The following is a 14,676-nucleotide window of genomic DNA, read 5'->3' as shown; positions in this document are numbered from 1 at the left end:
CTAACAAACGTTTGGTGGAAAGGTAGCTGATCCGCTCATGGGTGTCTCCACCTCACGCCCGGACGAGGGCGTCGCCCGCGTCACCGTCGACTTCCCGCCCGTCAACGCCCTTCCGGTACGGGGCTGGTTCGAGCTCGCCGACGCCGTCCGCGCCGCCGGGCGCGACCCGGAGGTCCGCTGTGTCGTCCTGGCCGCCGAGGGCCGCGGCTTCAACGCGGGCGTGGACGTCAAGGAGCTCCAGCGCGATGCCGGCCACGGCGCGCTCATCGGCGTGAACCACGGCTGCGCGGAGGCCTTCGCCGCGGTCTACGACTGCGCGGTGCCGGTCGTCGCCGAGGTCGCCGGCCACTGCCTGGGCGGCGGCATCGGGCTCGTCGGCAACGCCGACGCGATCGTCGCCGCCGAGGACGCCGTCTTCGGCCTTCCCGAACTCGACCGGGGGGCGCTCGGCGCCGCCACCCATCTGGCCCGGCTCGTGCCCCAGCACCTGATGCGCGCCCTGTACTACACCTCGCGCACCGTCACCGCCGCCGAGCTGCACGCCCACGGCTCGGTGTGGCGGGTGGTGCCGCGCCCGGAACTGGCGGGCGCGGCCCTGGAGCTGGCCGCCGAGATCGCGGCGAAGGACGGCACCCTGATCCGGCTCGCCAAGGCCGCCATCAACGGCATCGATCCCGTCGACGTGCGCCGCAGCTACCGCTTCGAGCAGGGCTTCACCTTCGAGGCGGGCCTCGGCGGGGTCGCCGACCGGGTCCGCGGCACCTTCGGCACCTCCCGGCGGAAGGAGGGCGCGTGACCGACCAGGCCATGACCCGGGACAAGACCATGACCGGGGACAAGACCATGACCCGGGACAAGACCATGACCCCGGACGAGGCCGTCGCCCGCCTGCGCTCCGGCATGACGATCGGCATCGGCGGCTGGGGCTCGCGGCGCAAGCCGATGGCCCTGGTCAGAGCACTGCTCCGGTCCGAGATCGGTGATCTCACCGTCATCTCCTACGGCGGCCCCGACGTCGGCCTGCTCGCGGCCGCCGGCCGCATCCGCCGTCTGGTCGCCCCCTTCGTGACGCTCGACTCCCTCCCCCTCGAACCGCACTTCCGGGCCGCCCGCGAGCAGGGCCGGATCGCGATGACCGAGTACGACGAGGCGATGTTCATGTGGGGCCTGCACGCCGCCGCCAACCGGCTGCCCTTCCTGCCGGTACGGGCCGGTCTCGGCTCCGACGTCATGCGGGTCAACCCCGGGCTGCGCACGGTCACCTCCCCCTACGAGGACGGCGAGGAGTTCGTCGCCGTGCCCGCGCTGCGCATGGACGCCGCCCTCGTCCACGTCAACCGCGCCGACCGGGCCGGCAACGGCCAGTACCTGGGGCCCGACCCGTACTTCGACGACCTGTTCTGCGAGGCCGCCGACACCGCGTACGTCTCCTGCGAACGGCTCGTCGACGCCTTCCCGGCCGACACCGTCCCGCAGACCCTGCTGATCAGCCGGCACAGCGTGACCGGAGTCGTCGAGACCCCGAACGGGGCGCACTTCACGTCCTGCGTGCCCGACCACGACCGCGACGAGCCCTTCCAGAAGCTCTACGCGACCACGCCCTGGCCGGAGTTCGCCGCACGCTTCCTGTCCGGCAGGACCGAGGACGACTACCAGGCCGCCGTCCGCGCCTGGCACGCCGAGCGCGAGGAGGACCGGAAGTGATCACCCGCGCCGAGTACTGCGTGATCGCCTGCGCCGAGGTCTGGCGCGGCGACGGCGAGGTCCTCGCCAGCCCCATGGGCCTGATCCCCTCCTTCGGCGCCCGCCTCGCCAAGCACACCTTCTCCCCCGACCTGCTCCTCACCGACGGCGAGGCCCTGCTCGTCGGCCTCGACGGGCGGCCCGAGGGCTGGCTGCCGTACCGCCGCCACCTCACCATGGTCACCGGCGGCAGACGGCACGTGATGATGGGCGCGAGCCAGATCGACCGGTACGGCAACCAGAACATCTCCTGCGTCGGCGCCTGGGAACGCCCCTCCCGCCAGCTCCTCGGCGTGCGCGGTGCACCCGTCAACACCCTGAACAATCCGGTCGCCTACTGGATCCCGAAGCACTCGCCGCGGGTCTTCGTCGAGCGGGTCGACATGGTCAGCGGCGTCGGCTACGACCGGGCCGTCGGCCCGTACCACCGCCTGACCCGGGTCGTGACCGACCTCGCCGTCCTCGACTTCGCCACGCCGGGCCGCACGATGCGGCTCGCCTCCGTGCACCCGGGCGTGACGGTGGAGGAGGTGCGGGCCGCCACCGGCTTCGAGGTGGTGGTGGACGGCGACGTACCGGCCACCCGCGAGCCGGCTCCCGAGGAGCTCCGGCTGATCCGCGAGGTGATCGACCCGGCCGGGCTGCGCGACCGGGAGGTGCCCCCGCGATGAAGACGGCCCTCACCGAACTCGTCGGCGTCCGCCACCCCATCGTGCAGACCGGCATGGGCTGGGTCGCCGGGCCCCGGCTCGTCTCGGCCACCGCGAACGCGGGCGCCCTCGGCATCCTCGCCTCCGCCACCATGACCGTGGACGAACTGCGCGCCGCCGTACGGGAGGTGAGGTCCCGCACCGACGCGCCCTTCGGGGTCAACCTGCGCGCGGACGCCGGCGACGCCCGCGCACGGGTCCGGGTCATCGTCGAGGAGGGCGTACGGGTCGCCTCCTTCGCCCTCGCGCCGTCCCGTGAGCTGATCGCCGAACTGAAGGACGCCGGGGTCGTCGTCATCCCCTCCGTCGGCGCCCGCCGGCACGCCGAGAAGGTCGCCGCCTGGGGCGCGGACGCGGTTCTCGTCCAGGGCGGCGAGGGCGGCGGGCACACCGGCGAGGTGGCGACGAGCGTGCTGCTTCCGCAGGTGGTCGACGCGGTCGGCATCCCCGTGGTAGCGGCCGGCGGCTTCCACGACGGGCGGGGACTGGTCGCCGCGCTCTCCTACGGGGCGGCGGGCATCGCCATGGGGACCCGGTTCCTGCTCACGTCCGACTCGACCGTCCCCGATGCCGTCAAGGCGACGTACCTGGCGGCGACGGTGAACGACGTCCTCGTCACCACCGCCGTGGACGGGCTGCCGCACCGGATGCTGCGCACCGAGATGGTCGCCGCGCTGGAGGAGGCGGGCCGGGTGCGGGCGCTGGCGCAGGCCGTGCGCCGGGCCGCCGGTTTCCGCAGGCTGAGCGGCACGTCCTGGCCGGCGATGATCCGCGACGGCCTGGCGATGCGCCACGGCGACCGCCACGGCGGGCGTCCCGGCAAGCCAGGCGGCAACGGTCACGGCAAGGGCGGCGGCAAGCGTCACGGCAAGGGCGGCCGCAAGGGCCCTGGCAAGGGCCTGTCCTGGAGCCAGGTCCTGCTCGCCGCGAACACCCCGATGCTCCTGCGGGCCGCCATGGTCGAGGGCCGCACCGACCTCGGCGTCATGGCCTCCGGGCAGGTCGCCGGGGTGATCGACGACCTGCCCAGCTGCGAGGAACTCGTCACCCGGATCATGTCCGAGGCCGCGCACGTGCTCCGTACCCTGCCACCGGTCTGAGGGGCGTCCCCCGCTCGTACCCGTACGCCGCCCCGCGCGTCAGGCGCCGGCCCCCCGCGGCCGACCGGGCAGGCGCGCGTCGAGAGCCGTTACAGCCGCTCGATGATCGTCACGTTGGCCTGGCCGCCGCCCTCGCACATGGTCTGCAGCCCGTACCGGCCGCCCGTGCGCTCCAGTTCGTGCAGTAGGGTCGTCATCAGCTTCACGCCGGTCGCGCCCAGCGGGTGGCCCAGCGCGATCGCGCCGCCGTTGACGTTGACGCGGTCCGGGTCGGCTCCGGTCTCCTTCAGCCAGGCGAGGACGACCGGGGCGAAGGCCTCGTTGATCTCGACCAGGTCGATGTCGTCGATGGTCATGCCGGTCTTCTTCAGGGCGTGCGCGGTCGCCGGTATGGGCGCGGACAGCATCCGGATCGGGTTCTCGCCGCGCACCGACAGGTGGTGGATCCGGGCGCGGGGGGTGAGCCCGTGCGCGCGGACCGCCCGTTCGCTCGCGATGAGCATCGCGGCGGCGCCGTCGGAGACCTGGGAGGAGCAGGCGGCGGTGATGGTGCCGCCCGCGACGACCGGTTTCAGGGCGGCCATCTTCTCCAGGGTGGTGTCGCGGCGCGGGCCCTCGTCGGCGGTGACGTCGCCGTAGGGGACGGTCTCGCGCGCGAAACGGCCCTCGTCGATCGCCCGGAGCGCCCGCCGGTGGGAACGGAGGGCGAACTCCTCCTGGGCGCGGCGGGTGATGCCCCACGCGGCGGCGATGAGTTCGGCGCCGTGGAACTGGTTGACCGGGGCGGCCCCGTACCGGGCGCGCCAGCCCTCGGAGCCGGCGTAGGGGCCCTCGGTGAGGCCGAGGGGTTCGGCGGCCTGCCGGGAGGCGAAGGCGATGGGGATCATGGTCATGTTCTGGGTTCCGCCCGCGACCACGAGGTCCTGGGTGCCGGAGAGCACGCCCTGGGCGGCGAAGTGGACGGCCTGCTGGGAGGAGCCGCACTGGCGGTCGACGGTGACGCCGGGGACCTCCTCGGGCAGCCCGGCGGCGAGCCAGCAGGTGCGGGCGATGTCGCCGGCCTGCGGGCCGACGGTGTCGAGGCAGCCGAAGACGACGTCCTCGACGGCGGCCGGGTCGATGCCGGTGCGCTCGACGAGCGCCTTCAGGACGTGGGCGCCGAGGTCCGCCGGGTGGACGGCGCCGAGCCCGCCCCCGCGGCGGCCCACCGGGGTGCGGACCGCTTCGACGATGTAGGCCTCGGCCATGGCTGCTCCTCCTGGTCCATGCGGTGTGGTGCCCGATGTCTATGCGATGCGTACGGCGATCCCGTCGAGCACCATCGACAGGTACTGGCGGGCGATCTCCTCGGGGCTGTGCCGGCCGCCGGGGCGGTACCAGGACGCGGCGACCCAGACGGTGTCGCGTACGAACCGGTAGGTGAGCCGGACGTCGAGGTCGGCGCGGAAGACGCCGTCGGCGACGCCGCGCTCCAGGGTGCCGAGCCAGGCCTTCTCGAATCTGACCTGCGAGTCGGCGAGGTAGTGGAAGCGGGGCTGGTCGGCGAGGTGGCGGGCCTCCTTCTGGTAGATGGCGACGGCGGCGCGGTGCCGGTCGATCTCGCGGAAGGACTCGGTGACGAGGGCCTCGATGGTCTCGCGCGGGCCGAGTCCGGCGCCGAGGACGGCGTCGTAGCCGTCCCACAGCTCGTTCAGGAAGGTGGAGAGGATCTCGTCGAGCATCGACTCCTTGGAATCGAAGTGGTAGTAGAGGCTGCCGGCGAGCATGCCCGCCTCGTCGGCGATCCTGCGGACGGTGGTGGCGTTGTACCCCTGGGCGGCGAACACCTCGGCGGCGGTGTCGAGGAGTTCCCTGCGCCGCTCGGGCGAGGCGGTCACCTGCGTCTTCTTCTTCGTCGTTGGCACGCGTCCATTGTGGTCCCACGTTCCGCGCGCTAGGCGTGCTGGCTGCTGACGGAGACCGTCTCGCCGGTCATGTACGAGGAGTAGTCGCTGGCCAGGAAGACGATGACGTTGGCGACCTCCCAGGGCTCGGCGTACCGGCCGAAGGCCTCGCGCTCGGTGAGCTCGGCGAGGAGTTCGGCGGTGGTGACCTTGGCGAGGTGGGGGTGCAGGGCGAGGGAGGGGGCGACGGCGTTGACGCGGACGCCGTAGGCGGCGGCCTCGATCGCGGCGCAGCGGGTCAGGGCCATCACTCCGGCCTTGGCGGCGGCGTAGTGGGCCTGGCCGGCCTGGGCGCGCCAGCCGACGACGGAGGCGTTGTTGACGATGACGCCGGTGTCGCCGCTGTCGCGGAAGTGGCGCAGGGCGGCGCGGACGCAGCGGAAGGTGCCGTTCAGGGTGACGTCGAGGACCCGGTTCCACTGCTCGTCGGTCATGTCGGCGAGGGCGGCGGTGCCGCCGAGTCCGGCGTTGTGGACGAGGACGTCGAGGCGGCCGTGGAGGCGTACGGCGGTGTCGTGGAGGGCCTGGACCTGGGTCTCGTCGGTGACGTCGCAGGGTTGTGCGGCGACGTTCGCGGCGCCGAACTCGGCGGCGAGGGCGGTCTCGGTCTCCCCCAGGCGGCGGGCGTGGGCGTCGCTGATCAGGACGCGGGCGCCTTCCTCCAGGAGGCGGCGGGCGGTGGCGCCGCCGATGCCGGTCCCGGCGGCGGCGGTGACGACGGCGGTGCGGCCGGCGAGCAGGCCGTGGCCGGGCACGTACTCCGGTGCGGTGCTCATGCGCGCGGCTCCTTCGGCAGGCCGAGCACCCGCTCGGCGATGACGGTGCGCTGGATCTCGCTGGTGCCGGCGTAGATGGTGTCGGCGCGGGAGAAGAGGAACAGCCGCTGCCAGTCGTCGAGTGCGTACGGAGGGCCGGCGGCGAGGGTGGCGGCGGCGCCGCGCACGTCCATGGCGAGTTCGCCGAGCTCGCGGTGCCAGTGGGACCAGGAGAGCTTGGCGGTGGACGGGTCGGTGCCGCACAGGGCGTGGGCGCGCAGGGTGCGCAGCCCGGTCCAGGCGCGGGCGAGCCGGTCGCGGATCAGGGGGTCGGTGGCGGCGCCGTTCGCGCGGGCGAGGGCGAGGAGGGCGGCGAGTTCGCGGCGGAAGCCGACCTGCTGGCCGAGGGTGGAGACGCCCCGCTCGTAGCCGAGGGTGGTCATGGCGACGCGCCAGCCGTCGCCGGGGGCGCCGACGACGTGCGAGGCGGGGGTGCGGGCGCCGTCGAAGAAGACCTCGTTGAACTCGCTGGTGCCGGTGAGCTGGGTGATGGGCCGGATCTCGACGCCGGGCTGGTCGAGCGGGACGAGGAGGCAGGACAGTCCGGCGTGGCGCCTGGAGCGCGGCTCGGTGCGGGCCAGGACGAAGCACCACTGGGACGCGTGGGCGAGTGAGGTCCAGGTCTTCTGCCCGTGCAGGACCCAGTCGTCGCCCTCGCGGTGGGCGCGGGTGGTGACGGCGGCGAGGTCGGATCCGGCGCCGGGTTCGCTGTAGCCCTGGCACCACAGTTCGCGGACGGCACGGACGGCGGGCAGGAAGCGGGCCTTCTGTTCGTCGGTGCCGTGGTCGATCAGGGTGGGGCCGAGGAGCTGTTCGCCGATGTGGTTGACGCGGGCGGGGGCCTCGGCGAGCGCGTACTCCTCGTGGAAGGCGATCTGCTCCTCGATGCTCGCGCCGCGTCCGCCGTGCTCCTTGGGCCAGCCGACGCAGGTCCAGCCGTGGTCGGCCATGTGCCGTTCCCAGGCGAGGCGTTCGGCGAATGCCTCGTGTTCGCGGCCGGGGCCGCCCCGGCCGCGCAGGGCGGCGAACGCGCCGGTGAGCCGGGTCTCCAGCCAGTCGCGTACCGCGGCGCGGAACTCCTCGACGCTGCTCGTGGCGCTGCTCATGGCCGTACGTTAACCTACCAAACACTTGTTAGGGAAGGATGGAGGAGGCGGCGCCCCATGGACCTGACCCCCACCGCGGACGAGGAGCGACTGCGCGCCGAGGCACGCGCCTGGCTGCGCGCCCACGTGCCCGTCGAGCCGCTGCCGTCCCTGGAGACGGCGGAGGGCTTCGCCGCCCACCGGGCCTGGGAGGCCGAACTCGCCGCCGCCCGCTGGTCGGTGGTCTCCTGGCCCGAGCGCTACGGCGGCCGGGACGCGGACGTCTTCGGCCGGCTGGCCTTCGAGGAGGAGTACTACGCGGCGGGCGCGCCCGGCAGGGTCTCGCAGAACGGCATCCATCTGCTGGGCCCCACCCTCCTCGCCTACGGCACCGAGGAGCAGCGGGCCCGGGTGCTGCCGCCGATGGCGACCGGCGAGACGGTGTGGGCGCAGGCCTGGTCGGAGCCGGAGGCGGGCTCCGACCTCGCCTCGCTCACCTCCCGTGCGGTCCGCACGGAGGGCGGCTGGCTGCTGTCGGGGCAGAAGACCTGGTCCTCGCGGGCGGCCTTCGCCGACCGGGCCTTCGGCATCTTCCGCACCGACCCGGCCCCGGCGGCCGAGGGCCGGCCGCACCGTGGCCTGACGTATCTGATGTTCGACCTGCGGGCGCCCGGGGTGACCGTGCGGCCCGTCGGGCGGCTCGACGGGAAACCGGCCTTCGCGGAGCTGTTCCTCGACGAGGTGTTCGTACCCGACGAGGACGTCATCGGCGAGCCCGGCCAGGGCTGGCGGATCGCCATGTCCGCCACCGGCGACGAGCGCGGGCTCACGCTCCGCTCCCCCGGCCGCTTCCTGGCCGCCGCCGACCGGCTCGTCCGGCTGTGGCGCACGCACGGCGACCCGGCCGACTCGGCGCTGCGCGACCGGGTCGCGGACGCGGTGATCGGCGCCCGCGCCTACCGGCTGTTCACCGCGGCGGCGGCCTCGCGGGCGGCGGCGGGGGCGGAACTCGGCGCCGGGTCCAGCCTCACCAAGGTGTTCTGGTCGGAGCTGGACATCGCCCTGCACGAGACGGCGCTCGACCTGCTCGGGCCCGAGGGCGAGCCGGCGGACACCGCGTGGGCCGAGGGGCATGTCTTCGCGCTCGCCGGGCCGGTCTACGCGGGCACGAACGAGATCCAGCGCGACATCATCGCCGAGCGCCTGCTCGGCCTTCCGAAGGGCCGCCGCTGATGCGTTTCCTGCCGACCGACGAGCAGCGCGCCTTCGCGCGTTCCCTCGACGCGATGCTGACCGCCGCCGACACTCCCACGGCGGTACGGGCCTGGGCGGCGGGTGACCCGGGCCCCGGGCGCGCCCTGTGGCGCGGGCTCGGCGAGGCCGGCGTGTTCGCGCTCGCGGTCCCCGAGGCGTACGAGGGTCTGGGCCCCCGGCCCGTCGAACTCGCCCACGCCTTCGTGGAGTCGGGCCGCCACGCGGTCCCGGGTCCGCTCGTGGAGACGGTGGCGGCGGCCGCCCTCCTGGCCGAGCTGGCCGGACGCGGCGAGACCGGCCCGGCGAAACGGTTCCTGCCCGGCCTGGTCTCGGGCGGCACCACGGCGTCCCTGGTCCTGGCCCCGGACGCGCTCGCCCTGGACCCGGACGTCGCCGACGCGCTGTTCGTCGTCACCGGGGACGAGTTGCGGATCGCGCCCGGCCACACGGGGATACGGGTCTCCGCCGACCCCGTACGGCGCCTGGCCGCGCCCGCGCCCGGCGGGGAACTGCTCGCCGCCGGGCCCGCCGTGGCGGCCGCGGCCGTACGGGCCCGGCGCTGGGCCCTGCTGGCGACGGCCGCGCAGGCGCTCGGGGTGGGGCTCACGCTGCTCGACCGGACGGTGGCGTACGCGAAGCAGCGCACCCAGTTCGGGGCGCCGATCGGCTCGTTCCAGGCGGTGAAGCACCGGCTCGCGGACACCCTGCTCGGGCTCGAGTTCGCCCGCCCGCTGCTGTTCGGCGCGGCGCTCACCTTCCAGGAGGGCGACCTCGCGGCGGCCAAGGCGGCCTGCGGGGAGGCCGCCTACGCCGCGGCCCGCGGCGCCCTGCAGATCCACGGCGCCGTCGGCTACACCGAGGAGCTCGACCTCTCCCTCTGGCTGCGCAAGGCCCGGCCGCTGCGGGACGCCTGGGGCACGCCCTCCTGGTGCCGGGCGCGGGTGCTGGCGGAGCTGACGACGACGGCGGGATCCCGCGGTACGGGGTGACGCGCGAGACACGAGCGACACGGTGCCGTGTGATGTCACGTTTCGCCGCCCTGGCCGGTCATAGGGCTGTGAGACGACAGCTCCCGGCTGCGCCGCGGCAGCCGGCCGAGAGAGACGAGAACGTCATGCAGCCCTTCCTGGTGACCGGTGGAACCGGAAAGCTGGGACGAGCCGTGGTGCGGCGCCTTCACGACGGACACCGCGAGATCCGGGTACTCAGCCGCCGGGCCCAGCCTCCTGGGACACCGGCCTCGCACCGGCACGTGGTCGGTGACCTGAGGACAGGACAAGGACTGGACGCCGCCCTGCGCGGAGTCGGGACCGTCGTGCACTGTGCCACGACGTACGGCAAGGAGGACATCACGACGACACGGAATCTGATCGACGCGGCTCTGAGGAGTGGGAGCAACCCGCACCTGGTCTACGTCTCCATCGTCGGCGTCGACGTCATCCCGGTTCCCTACTACCGCCACAAGCTCGCGGCTGAGCGGATGATCGCGCGCTCCGGGCTGCCGTGGACGGTGCAACGGGCCACGCAGTTCCACGACCTGGTGGCGAGCTTCTTCGCGTGGCAACGGTGGTTTCCCCTGACGCTGACCCTTCAGCGGTTCCGGTTCCAGCCGATCGACGTCCGCGATGTCGCCGACCGGCTGGCCCGTCTCGCCGTGAGCGATCCGGCCGGGAGGGCACCCGACATCGGCGGGCCGCGGGTGTGCGCCATGCGTGACCTCGCCACCGCCCACAACGAGGCGCACGGGCTCCGCCGGCGTGTCGTCTCCCTGCGCGTACCGGGCAGGATCGCCCGCGGTTTCACCGAGGGCGCGAACCTCGTCCCGCACCACGCGATCGGCACCGTCACCTTCGACGACTTCCTCGTCGAGCAGCGCGAGGACAACGGCACATGAGCGACGCGAGAACCGCCTGCGTACGCACCGGACTGATCTTCTTCGCCCTGGTCTCCGCCGCGCTGGGCCTGTACGTCCTCATCTCACCGGAGGGATTCTTCAGCTGGTCCTGGGTCAACCTGGGCATGGACTACAACCCGCACCTGATGCTCGACTACGGCGCGATGAACCTGGCCGCCGCGATTCCTCTCGGCGCCGCCGCCGTGGTGATGAGCCCGGCCTTCACCCGTACCGCCCTGGCCTCGTACGCCACGTGGTCCACCGCGCACTTCCTCATCCACGTGCACTTCCGCTCGCACACCGTCGCGCACGCCTCCGCCGCCGAGGCCAACCTCCTCCTCGGCGTGCTGGGTATCGGCGTCGTGGTCCCGATCGCCCTGCTCCTGCTCACCTTCGGCCGTCCCGCTCTTCCCGGCCGGCGGCGGGAGAGCGGGCGTCGGGACCCGCGCGTCAGGTGAGGGGATCACGCTTGCTCAACCGGCCTTCACCTCCTCGCGGGGCGGGCTGTCGTCGGTGCCGCGCCGGATCGTCCGCACCCGCCCGCCCGGTGCCCAGCTGCGGACGACGAGGTCCTCGCCCTCCACACTGGTGCGGACGACCTCCGTGAGCTCGGCCCGGAAGAGGTGGAAGGGCTGCGGCGCGCCGGCCTCCCCGGCGTACCACGCAAGGGTCTCCGGGGCGGTGATCTCGATCGCCCGCCCGGAGAGCCGGACGTCCCCGCCGCCCATGCCGGTGCCCTCGCCGGGGTTGGCGAGCAGCGCGAACCGGGGGTCGCGGCGGATGTCCAGGGCCTTGCGCGAGTGCGGCATCATGCCCAGCCACAGCTGGCCGTCGCGGAAATCCGCCTCGATGCCGCTCAGGCGCGGCGAGCCGTCCTTGCGGAGGGTCGCGAGCGCGTGGTGGGTGTACCGGCCGAAGCGCTCGCGCACGGTGGCGGCGAGCTCGGGTTCGGCGGTCTCGAAGTCGCCCCAGGCGACGGCGGCCGGGGCGGTGCGCGGGTCGGCGTGCGGGTCGGCCTGCCGGGCGGTGAGCGGATCCGTCTGCTGGGCGGTGAGCGGTGTGGTTCCGGTGTCTCCCATGCCTTAAGGGAACACCGGAAACCCGACATCCTCTGTCCGGATTACTCCGGACCGCCGCTCGGGACCGCTCCGAACCTCCTGACGACTCCGGACCGCTCCGGACCGCTCCCGGCTACGCGTCCTCGCGCTCCGCCTTGCTGCGCTCGACGCAGAACTCGTTGCCCTCCGGGTCGGCGAGGACCACCCAGCCGGTGCCGTCGGGGCGGCGCTGGTCGTCGACGAGGGTGGCGCCGAGGGCGAGGATCCGCTCGACCTCCTCGTCACGGGTGCGGTCCTGCGGCTGGAGGTCGAGGTGGACCCGGTTCTTCACGGACTTCTTCTCGGGCACCTGGATGAACAGCAGCCCGGCCCCGGGCGAGTCGACCAGGGCCTCCGGGTCGCCGGGGTTGTCGTCGTCGGAGACCTTGGAGTCGAGCACCTGGGCCCAGAAGCCGGCCAGGGCGTAGGCGTCGGAACAGTCGATGGTCACGTGTCGCACGAGAGAGCTCATGAGGTCACTATCGCCCGCCCCCAACGCTCCTGACCAACCGTTTACTCCGGTCGTCACCCGGCCGGCGCGATCCCGCGTCCCTCGGTGGCGGCGACCAGCGCGGCCAGCGAGGACCGGGCGCCCTGGAGGTCGGAGATCTGCTCGTCGATGGCGTCGAGGCGGGCCACCAGGAGCGGGCTGAGGCAGGGCTCGATCTCCGCCTCGCTGCCGCAGACGCAGTCCAGCACCTCCGCGATGATCCGGGTCGGCAGCCCGGCGCCGAGCAGCGCCCGGATGCGCCGGACCACGGCGGGGGCGTCGGCCCCGTAGACCCGCTGGCCGCCGGGGGTGCGCTCCGAGGCGAGCAGGCCCTGCTCCTCGTAGTAGCGCAGGAGCCGGACGCTCACCCCGGTCGCGCGCGAGAGCTCACCGATCCGCATTCCGACCCCACCCGCCTGCCATGTGATCCCCCTCACACTCCCTTGAAGCTCACACGGGTGTGAGCTCCTAGTGTTCCCGCCATGACGAACGACACCGCACGCCACGGCGACTCCCTCGACACCAACGTATTCCACATCGGCGGCGACCTGCCGGTCCGCCGCATCGGCTTCGGCACGATGCGGCTCGCCGACGGGCCGGGCGACCCCCGCGGGCCCGAGGCCCGGATCTGGACCGGCCCCGCCGACCGGCCGGCGGCGCTGCGTCTGCTGCGCACCGCCGTCGAGTCCGGCGTGACCCTCTTCGACACGGCCGACGCCTACGCCCTCGGCGCGGGCGAGGAGCTGCTCGCCGAGGCGCTGCGGCCGTACGGGGACGAGGTCGCCGTCGCCACCAAGGTGGGCAACCTCAGGCCCTCGCCCACCGAGTGGGTGCCGCTCGGGCACCCGGCGTATCTGCGCCAGCAGACCGAGCTGAGCCTGCGGCGGCTGCGGACGGAGCGCATCGACCTGCTGTATCTGCACCGGCTGGACGAGAACTATCCGGTGGCCGAGCAGATCGGCGCCCTGAGGCGTCTTCAGGAGGAGGGGAAGGTGCGGCACATCGGGCTGTCCGAGGTGACCGTCGAGCAGCTGACGGAGGCCGAGCGGACGGCACCGGTCGCGGCCGTGCAGAACCTGTACAACCTGGCGGCCCGCGACCACGACCCGGTCGTCGACCACACCGCGGCGCGCGGCATCGCGTTCGTGCCCTTCTTCCCGATCGCCATGGGCGCCCACGCGGGCCCCGACGGACCGGTCGCCCGGGTGGCCCGCGAGGCCGGCGCGACGCCCTCGCAGACGGCGCTGGCCTGGCTGCTGCACCGGGGCCCGCACGTGGTGCCGATCCCCGGCACGACCTCGGAGCACCATCTGAAGGAGAACATGGGGGCGCTCGACGTGAAGCTGAGCGACGAGCAGTTCGCGCTGCTCGCGGAGGCCGGGTTCGAGGCCGGAACCGAGGCCGAGACCGAGACCAAGGCCCAGGCCGATGCCGAGACCGAGGTCCAGACCGATACCGAGACCGGGTCCTGAACGGGGCCGGCGTCGCTCAGTCGCGGACGATGCCCTGGGCCCGGGCGGCGGCGAGCCAGGCGGGGAAGCCGGCGACCAGCCGGTCGTAGAGCTCGGCGTCCGGGACCCGGCGCGGGTCGCGGCCCGCGTGGAAGAAGCCGGAGTTGTCCACGGGCCGCTTCGCCGGCACGGCCAGCTCGTCGAGGCGGCGCAGGAACTCGAACTGCCGGCTGCCCGGGTCGCCGAAGCCGACGAACTGCCAGAAGAGCGGGAGCCGGGCGGCCTTGCAGACGTACCGTTCGGCGGCGAGCTTGTTGATCGGGCCCCCGTCGGTCTGGAAGACGACGAGCGCGGGCGCGGTGGTGCCGCTGTCCAGGTAGTGGTCGATGACCGCGTCCATGGCGAGGTGGTAGCTGGTCTTGCCCATGTGGCCGAGGCCGGCGACGATCCGGTCGATCCGGCCCTTGTGGTCGGCGAGTTCGATGTCGGTCTCGCAGTCGATGTCGGTGGAGAAGAACACCACCGGCACCCGGCCGTCGTCGTCGAGGTGGGCCGACAGGCCGAGGACCCGGTCGGCCAGGGCCTGGACGGTGCCGTCCGCGTAGTAGGGCTTCATCGAGCCCGAGTAGTCGAGGACGAGGTAGACGGCGACCCGCCGGCCGTCGACGCCGTGGCGCCGCAGCGAGTCCCCGGCCGTCTTGTACAGGTCGACGAGGGCGGGCGCGGTCTCCTCGACCTTGCGCAGACTCAGGGCCACGGGTGGTTCCTCTCCGGTTCCTCGATGTCCGCGAGCATGGCGTACGCCAGGTCGCGTTCGGGGGCGTGGTACGGCTCGGCCCGGGTCAGGGTGAGCCGGGGGTACGCCCAGGCCGCGTCCGCCCCGGCGTCCGCCGCGTCCGCTCCGGCGCGCTGCCGCGTCCGCTCCGGCGCGCTGCCGCGTGGTCTCCGCGCACTCCCGGTGCGACGGCAAGGATCTCGCGGGTCCGTCCGCTCGGGTTCGAGGAGGTGGCCGAGCCAGAGCCGCCCGCCCTCCGCGTCCTCCGCGCCTTCCGCGTCCTCCGCGTCCGTCACGGACGGCAGTCTACGGCCCTTTC

Annotated in this window: 18 protein-coding genes; 9 read left to right on the top strand and 9 right to left on the bottom strand. The window is 73.6% G+C overall.

From position 1 onward, the window contains the following. Nucleotides 1-37: 37 nt before the first annotated feature. The 4 genes from ABTZ91_RS17990 to ABTZ91_RS17975 are packed head-to-tail and all read left to right on the top strand — an operon-like array spanning nucleotide 38 to nucleotide 3,553. Nucleotides 38-796: an enoyl-CoA hydratase family protein gene (locus ABTZ91_RS17990; protein WP_352078128.1), complete on the top strand. Its 759-nt coding sequence runs from the start codon at nucleotides 38-40 to the stop codon at nucleotides 794-796. A gap of 47 nt (nucleotides 797-843) precedes the next feature. Further along, nucleotides 844-1,704 carry a CoA-transferase gene (locus ABTZ91_RS17985; protein WP_352078153.1) on the top strand — a complete coding sequence of 287 codons (861 nt, stop codon included), beginning with the start codon at nucleotides 844-846 and terminating at the stop codon, nucleotides 1,702-1,704. Beyond that, nucleotides 1,701-2,414: a CoA-transferase gene (locus ABTZ91_RS17980; RefSeq protein WP_352078127.1), complete on the top strand. Its 714-nt coding sequence runs from the start codon at nucleotides 1,701-1,703 to the stop codon at nucleotides 2,412-2,414. The genes ABTZ91_RS17985 and ABTZ91_RS17980 overlap by 4 nt, the downstream gene beginning before the upstream one ends. Next, nucleotides 2,411-3,553 carry a nitronate monooxygenase gene (locus ABTZ91_RS17975; protein WP_352078126.1) on the top strand — a complete coding sequence of 381 codons (1,143 nt, stop codon included), beginning with the start codon at nucleotides 2,411-2,413 and terminating at the stop codon, nucleotides 3,551-3,553. The genes ABTZ91_RS17980 and ABTZ91_RS17975 overlap by 4 nt, the downstream gene beginning before the upstream one ends. 89 nt (nucleotides 3,554-3,642) lie before the next feature. Here ABTZ91_RS17975 and ABTZ91_RS17970 read toward each other — a convergent pair whose 3' ends face one another. The 4 genes from ABTZ91_RS17970 to ABTZ91_RS17955 are packed head-to-tail and all read right to left on the bottom strand — an operon-like array spanning nucleotide 3,643 to nucleotide 7,417. Next, entirely contained in the window at nucleotides 3,643-4,800 is a 1,158-nt protein-coding gene (locus ABTZ91_RS17970) for an acetyl-CoA C-acetyltransferase (RefSeq protein ID WP_352078125.1), read from the bottom strand. Between the two features lie 39 nt (nucleotides 4,801-4,839). Next, nucleotides 4,840-5,457, bottom strand: coding sequence for a TetR/AcrR family transcriptional regulator (locus tag ABTZ91_RS17965; RefSeq protein WP_352078124.1), 618 nt, complete (start codon nucleotides 5,455-5,457; stop codon nucleotides 4,840-4,842). A gap of 29 nt (nucleotides 5,458-5,486) precedes the next feature. After that, nucleotides 5,487-6,272: an SDR family oxidoreductase gene (locus ABTZ91_RS17960; RefSeq protein ID WP_352078123.1), complete on the bottom strand. Its 786-nt coding sequence runs from the start codon at nucleotides 6,270-6,272 to the stop codon at nucleotides 5,487-5,489. Then, the gene (locus tag ABTZ91_RS17955; RefSeq protein ID WP_352078122.1) at nucleotides 6,269-7,417 is read right to left on the bottom strand and encodes an acyl-CoA dehydrogenase family protein; all 1,149 of its coding nucleotides are present in this window, start codon (nucleotides 7,415-7,417) and stop codon (nucleotides 6,269-6,271) included. The genes ABTZ91_RS17960 and ABTZ91_RS17955 overlap by 4 nt, the downstream gene beginning before the upstream one ends. Before the next feature lie 57 nt (nucleotides 7,418-7,474). On the opposite strand from ABTZ91_RS17955, the gene ABTZ91_RS17950 reads away from it, so the two are divergent. The 4 genes from ABTZ91_RS17950 to ABTZ91_RS17935 are packed head-to-tail and all read left to right on the top strand — an operon-like array spanning nucleotide 7,475 to nucleotide 11,002. Beyond that, a complete protein-coding gene (locus ABTZ91_RS17950) occupies nucleotides 7,475-8,629 on the top strand; it encodes an acyl-CoA dehydrogenase family protein (RefSeq protein ID WP_352078121.1) in 1,155 nt (384 codons plus the stop codon). Further along, nucleotides 8,629-9,639, top strand: a complete 1,011-nt coding sequence (locus tag ABTZ91_RS17945) for an acyl-CoA dehydrogenase family protein (protein WP_352078120.1) — start codon at nucleotides 8,629-8,631, stop codon at nucleotides 9,637-9,639. Before ABTZ91_RS17950 ends, ABTZ91_RS17945 begins: the two co-directional genes overlap by 1 nt. 32 nt (nucleotides 9,640-9,671) lie before the next feature. Further along, nucleotides 9,672-10,544, top strand: a complete 873-nt coding sequence (locus ABTZ91_RS17940) for an NAD(P)H-binding protein (protein WP_352078119.1) — start codon at nucleotides 9,672-9,674, stop codon at nucleotides 10,542-10,544. Then, nucleotides 10,541-11,002 (top strand): hypothetical protein, encoded by a 462-nt coding sequence (locus tag ABTZ91_RS17935; protein WP_352078118.1) that lies wholly within the window; start codon nucleotides 10,541-10,543, stop codon nucleotides 11,000-11,002. Before ABTZ91_RS17940 ends, ABTZ91_RS17935 begins: the two co-directional genes overlap by 4 nt. 15 nt (nucleotides 11,003-11,017) lie before the next feature. On the opposite strand, the gene ABTZ91_RS17930 is transcribed toward ABTZ91_RS17935, so the two are convergent. From ABTZ91_RS17930 to ABTZ91_RS17920, 3 genes are all read right to left on the bottom strand, one after another. Continuing rightward, nucleotides 11,018-11,623, bottom strand: a complete 606-nt coding sequence (locus ABTZ91_RS17930) for a pyridoxamine 5'-phosphate oxidase family protein (protein ID WP_352078117.1) — start codon at nucleotides 11,621-11,623, stop codon at nucleotides 11,018-11,020. A gap of 112 nt (nucleotides 11,624-11,735) precedes the next feature. Next, entirely contained in the window at nucleotides 11,736-12,113 is a 378-nt protein-coding gene (locus ABTZ91_RS17925; RefSeq protein ID WP_352078116.1) for a VOC family protein, read from the bottom strand. Nucleotides 12,114-12,166: 53 nt separating this feature from the next. Next, a complete protein-coding gene (locus ABTZ91_RS17920; RefSeq protein ID WP_352078115.1) occupies nucleotides 12,167-12,532 on the bottom strand; it encodes a MerR family transcriptional regulator in 366 nt (121 codons plus the stop codon). A gap of 81 nt (nucleotides 12,533-12,613) precedes the next feature. On the opposite strand from ABTZ91_RS17920, the gene ABTZ91_RS17915 reads away from it, so the two are divergent. Beyond that, entirely contained in the window at nucleotides 12,614-13,603 is a 990-nt protein-coding gene (locus tag ABTZ91_RS17915) for an aldo/keto reductase (protein ID WP_352078114.1), read from the top strand. Nucleotides 13,604-13,619: 16 nt separating this feature from the next. Here the strand turns inward: ABTZ91_RS17915 and ABTZ91_RS17910 are convergent, their stop codons facing one another. Together ABTZ91_RS17910 and ABTZ91_RS17905 are read right to left on the bottom strand one after the other, a co-directional pair. Then, the gene (locus tag ABTZ91_RS17910) at nucleotides 13,620-14,339 is read right to left on the bottom strand and encodes a VWA domain-containing protein (protein ID WP_352078113.1); all 720 of its coding nucleotides are present in this window, start codon (nucleotides 14,337-14,339) and stop codon (nucleotides 13,620-13,622) included. Further along, nucleotides 14,330-14,653, bottom strand: coding sequence for a hypothetical protein (locus ABTZ91_RS17905; protein WP_352078112.1), 324 nt, complete (start codon nucleotides 14,651-14,653; stop codon nucleotides 14,330-14,332). Before ABTZ91_RS17905 ends, ABTZ91_RS17910 begins: the two co-directional genes overlap by 10 nt. Nucleotides 14,654-14,676 lie beyond the last annotated feature (23 nt).

This window comes from Streptomyces sp. NPDC126499 (genome assembly GCF_040302485.1).
GTDB lineage: Bacteria > Actinomycetota > Actinomycetes > Streptomycetales > Streptomycetaceae > Streptomyces.
This window is presented reverse-complemented; position numbering and strand designations above follow the sequence as displayed.

Coding starts and splice junctions, on each gene's coding strand:
- ABTZ91_RS17990 (WP_352078128.1), top strand. CDS start 38: ATGGGTGTCTCCACCTCACGCCCGGACGAGGGCGTCGCCCGCGTCACC.
- ABTZ91_RS17985 (WP_352078153.1), top strand. CDS start 844: ATGACCCGGGACAAGACCATGACCCCGGACGAGGCCGTCGCCCGCCTG.
- ABTZ91_RS17975 (WP_352078126.1), top strand. CDS start 2,411: ATGAAGACGGCCCTCACCGAACTCGTCGGCGTCCGCCACCCCATCGTG.
- ABTZ91_RS17970 (WP_352078125.1), bottom strand. CDS start 4,800: ATGGCCGAGGCCTACATCGTCGAAGCGGTCCGCACCCCGGTGGGCCGC.
- ABTZ91_RS17960 (WP_352078123.1), bottom strand. CDS start 6,272: ATGAGCACCGCACCGGAGTACGTGCCCGGCCACGGCCTGCTCGCCGGC.
- ABTZ91_RS17955 (WP_352078122.1), bottom strand. CDS start 7,417: ATGAGCAGCGCCACGAGCAGCGTCGAGGAGTTCCGCGCCGCGGTACGC.
- ABTZ91_RS17950 (WP_352078121.1), top strand. CDS start 7,475: ATGGACCTGACCCCCACCGCGGACGAGGAGCGACTGCGCGCCGAGGCA.
- ABTZ91_RS17945 (WP_352078120.1), top strand. CDS start 8,629: ATGCGTTTCCTGCCGACCGACGAGCAGCGCGCCTTCGCGCGTTCCCTC.
- ABTZ91_RS17940 (WP_352078119.1), top strand. CDS start 9,672: ATGTCACGTTTCGCCGCCCTGGCCGGTCATAGGGCTGTGAGACGACAG.
- ABTZ91_RS17935 (WP_352078118.1), top strand. CDS start 10,541: ATGAGCGACGCGAGAACCGCCTGCGTACGCACCGGACTGATCTTCTTC.
- ABTZ91_RS17930 (WP_352078117.1), bottom strand. CDS start 11,623: ATGGGAGACACCGGAACCACACCGCTCACCGCCCAGCAGACGGATCCG.
- ABTZ91_RS17925 (WP_352078116.1), bottom strand. CDS start 12,113: ATGAGCTCTCTCGTGCGACACGTGACCATCGACTGTTCCGACGCCTAC.
- ABTZ91_RS17920 (WP_352078115.1), bottom strand. CDS start 12,532: ATGCGGATCGGTGAGCTCTCGCGCGCGACCGGGGTGAGCGTCCGGCTC.
- ABTZ91_RS17915 (WP_352078114.1), top strand. CDS start 12,614: ATGACGAACGACACCGCACGCCACGGCGACTCCCTCGACACCAACGTA.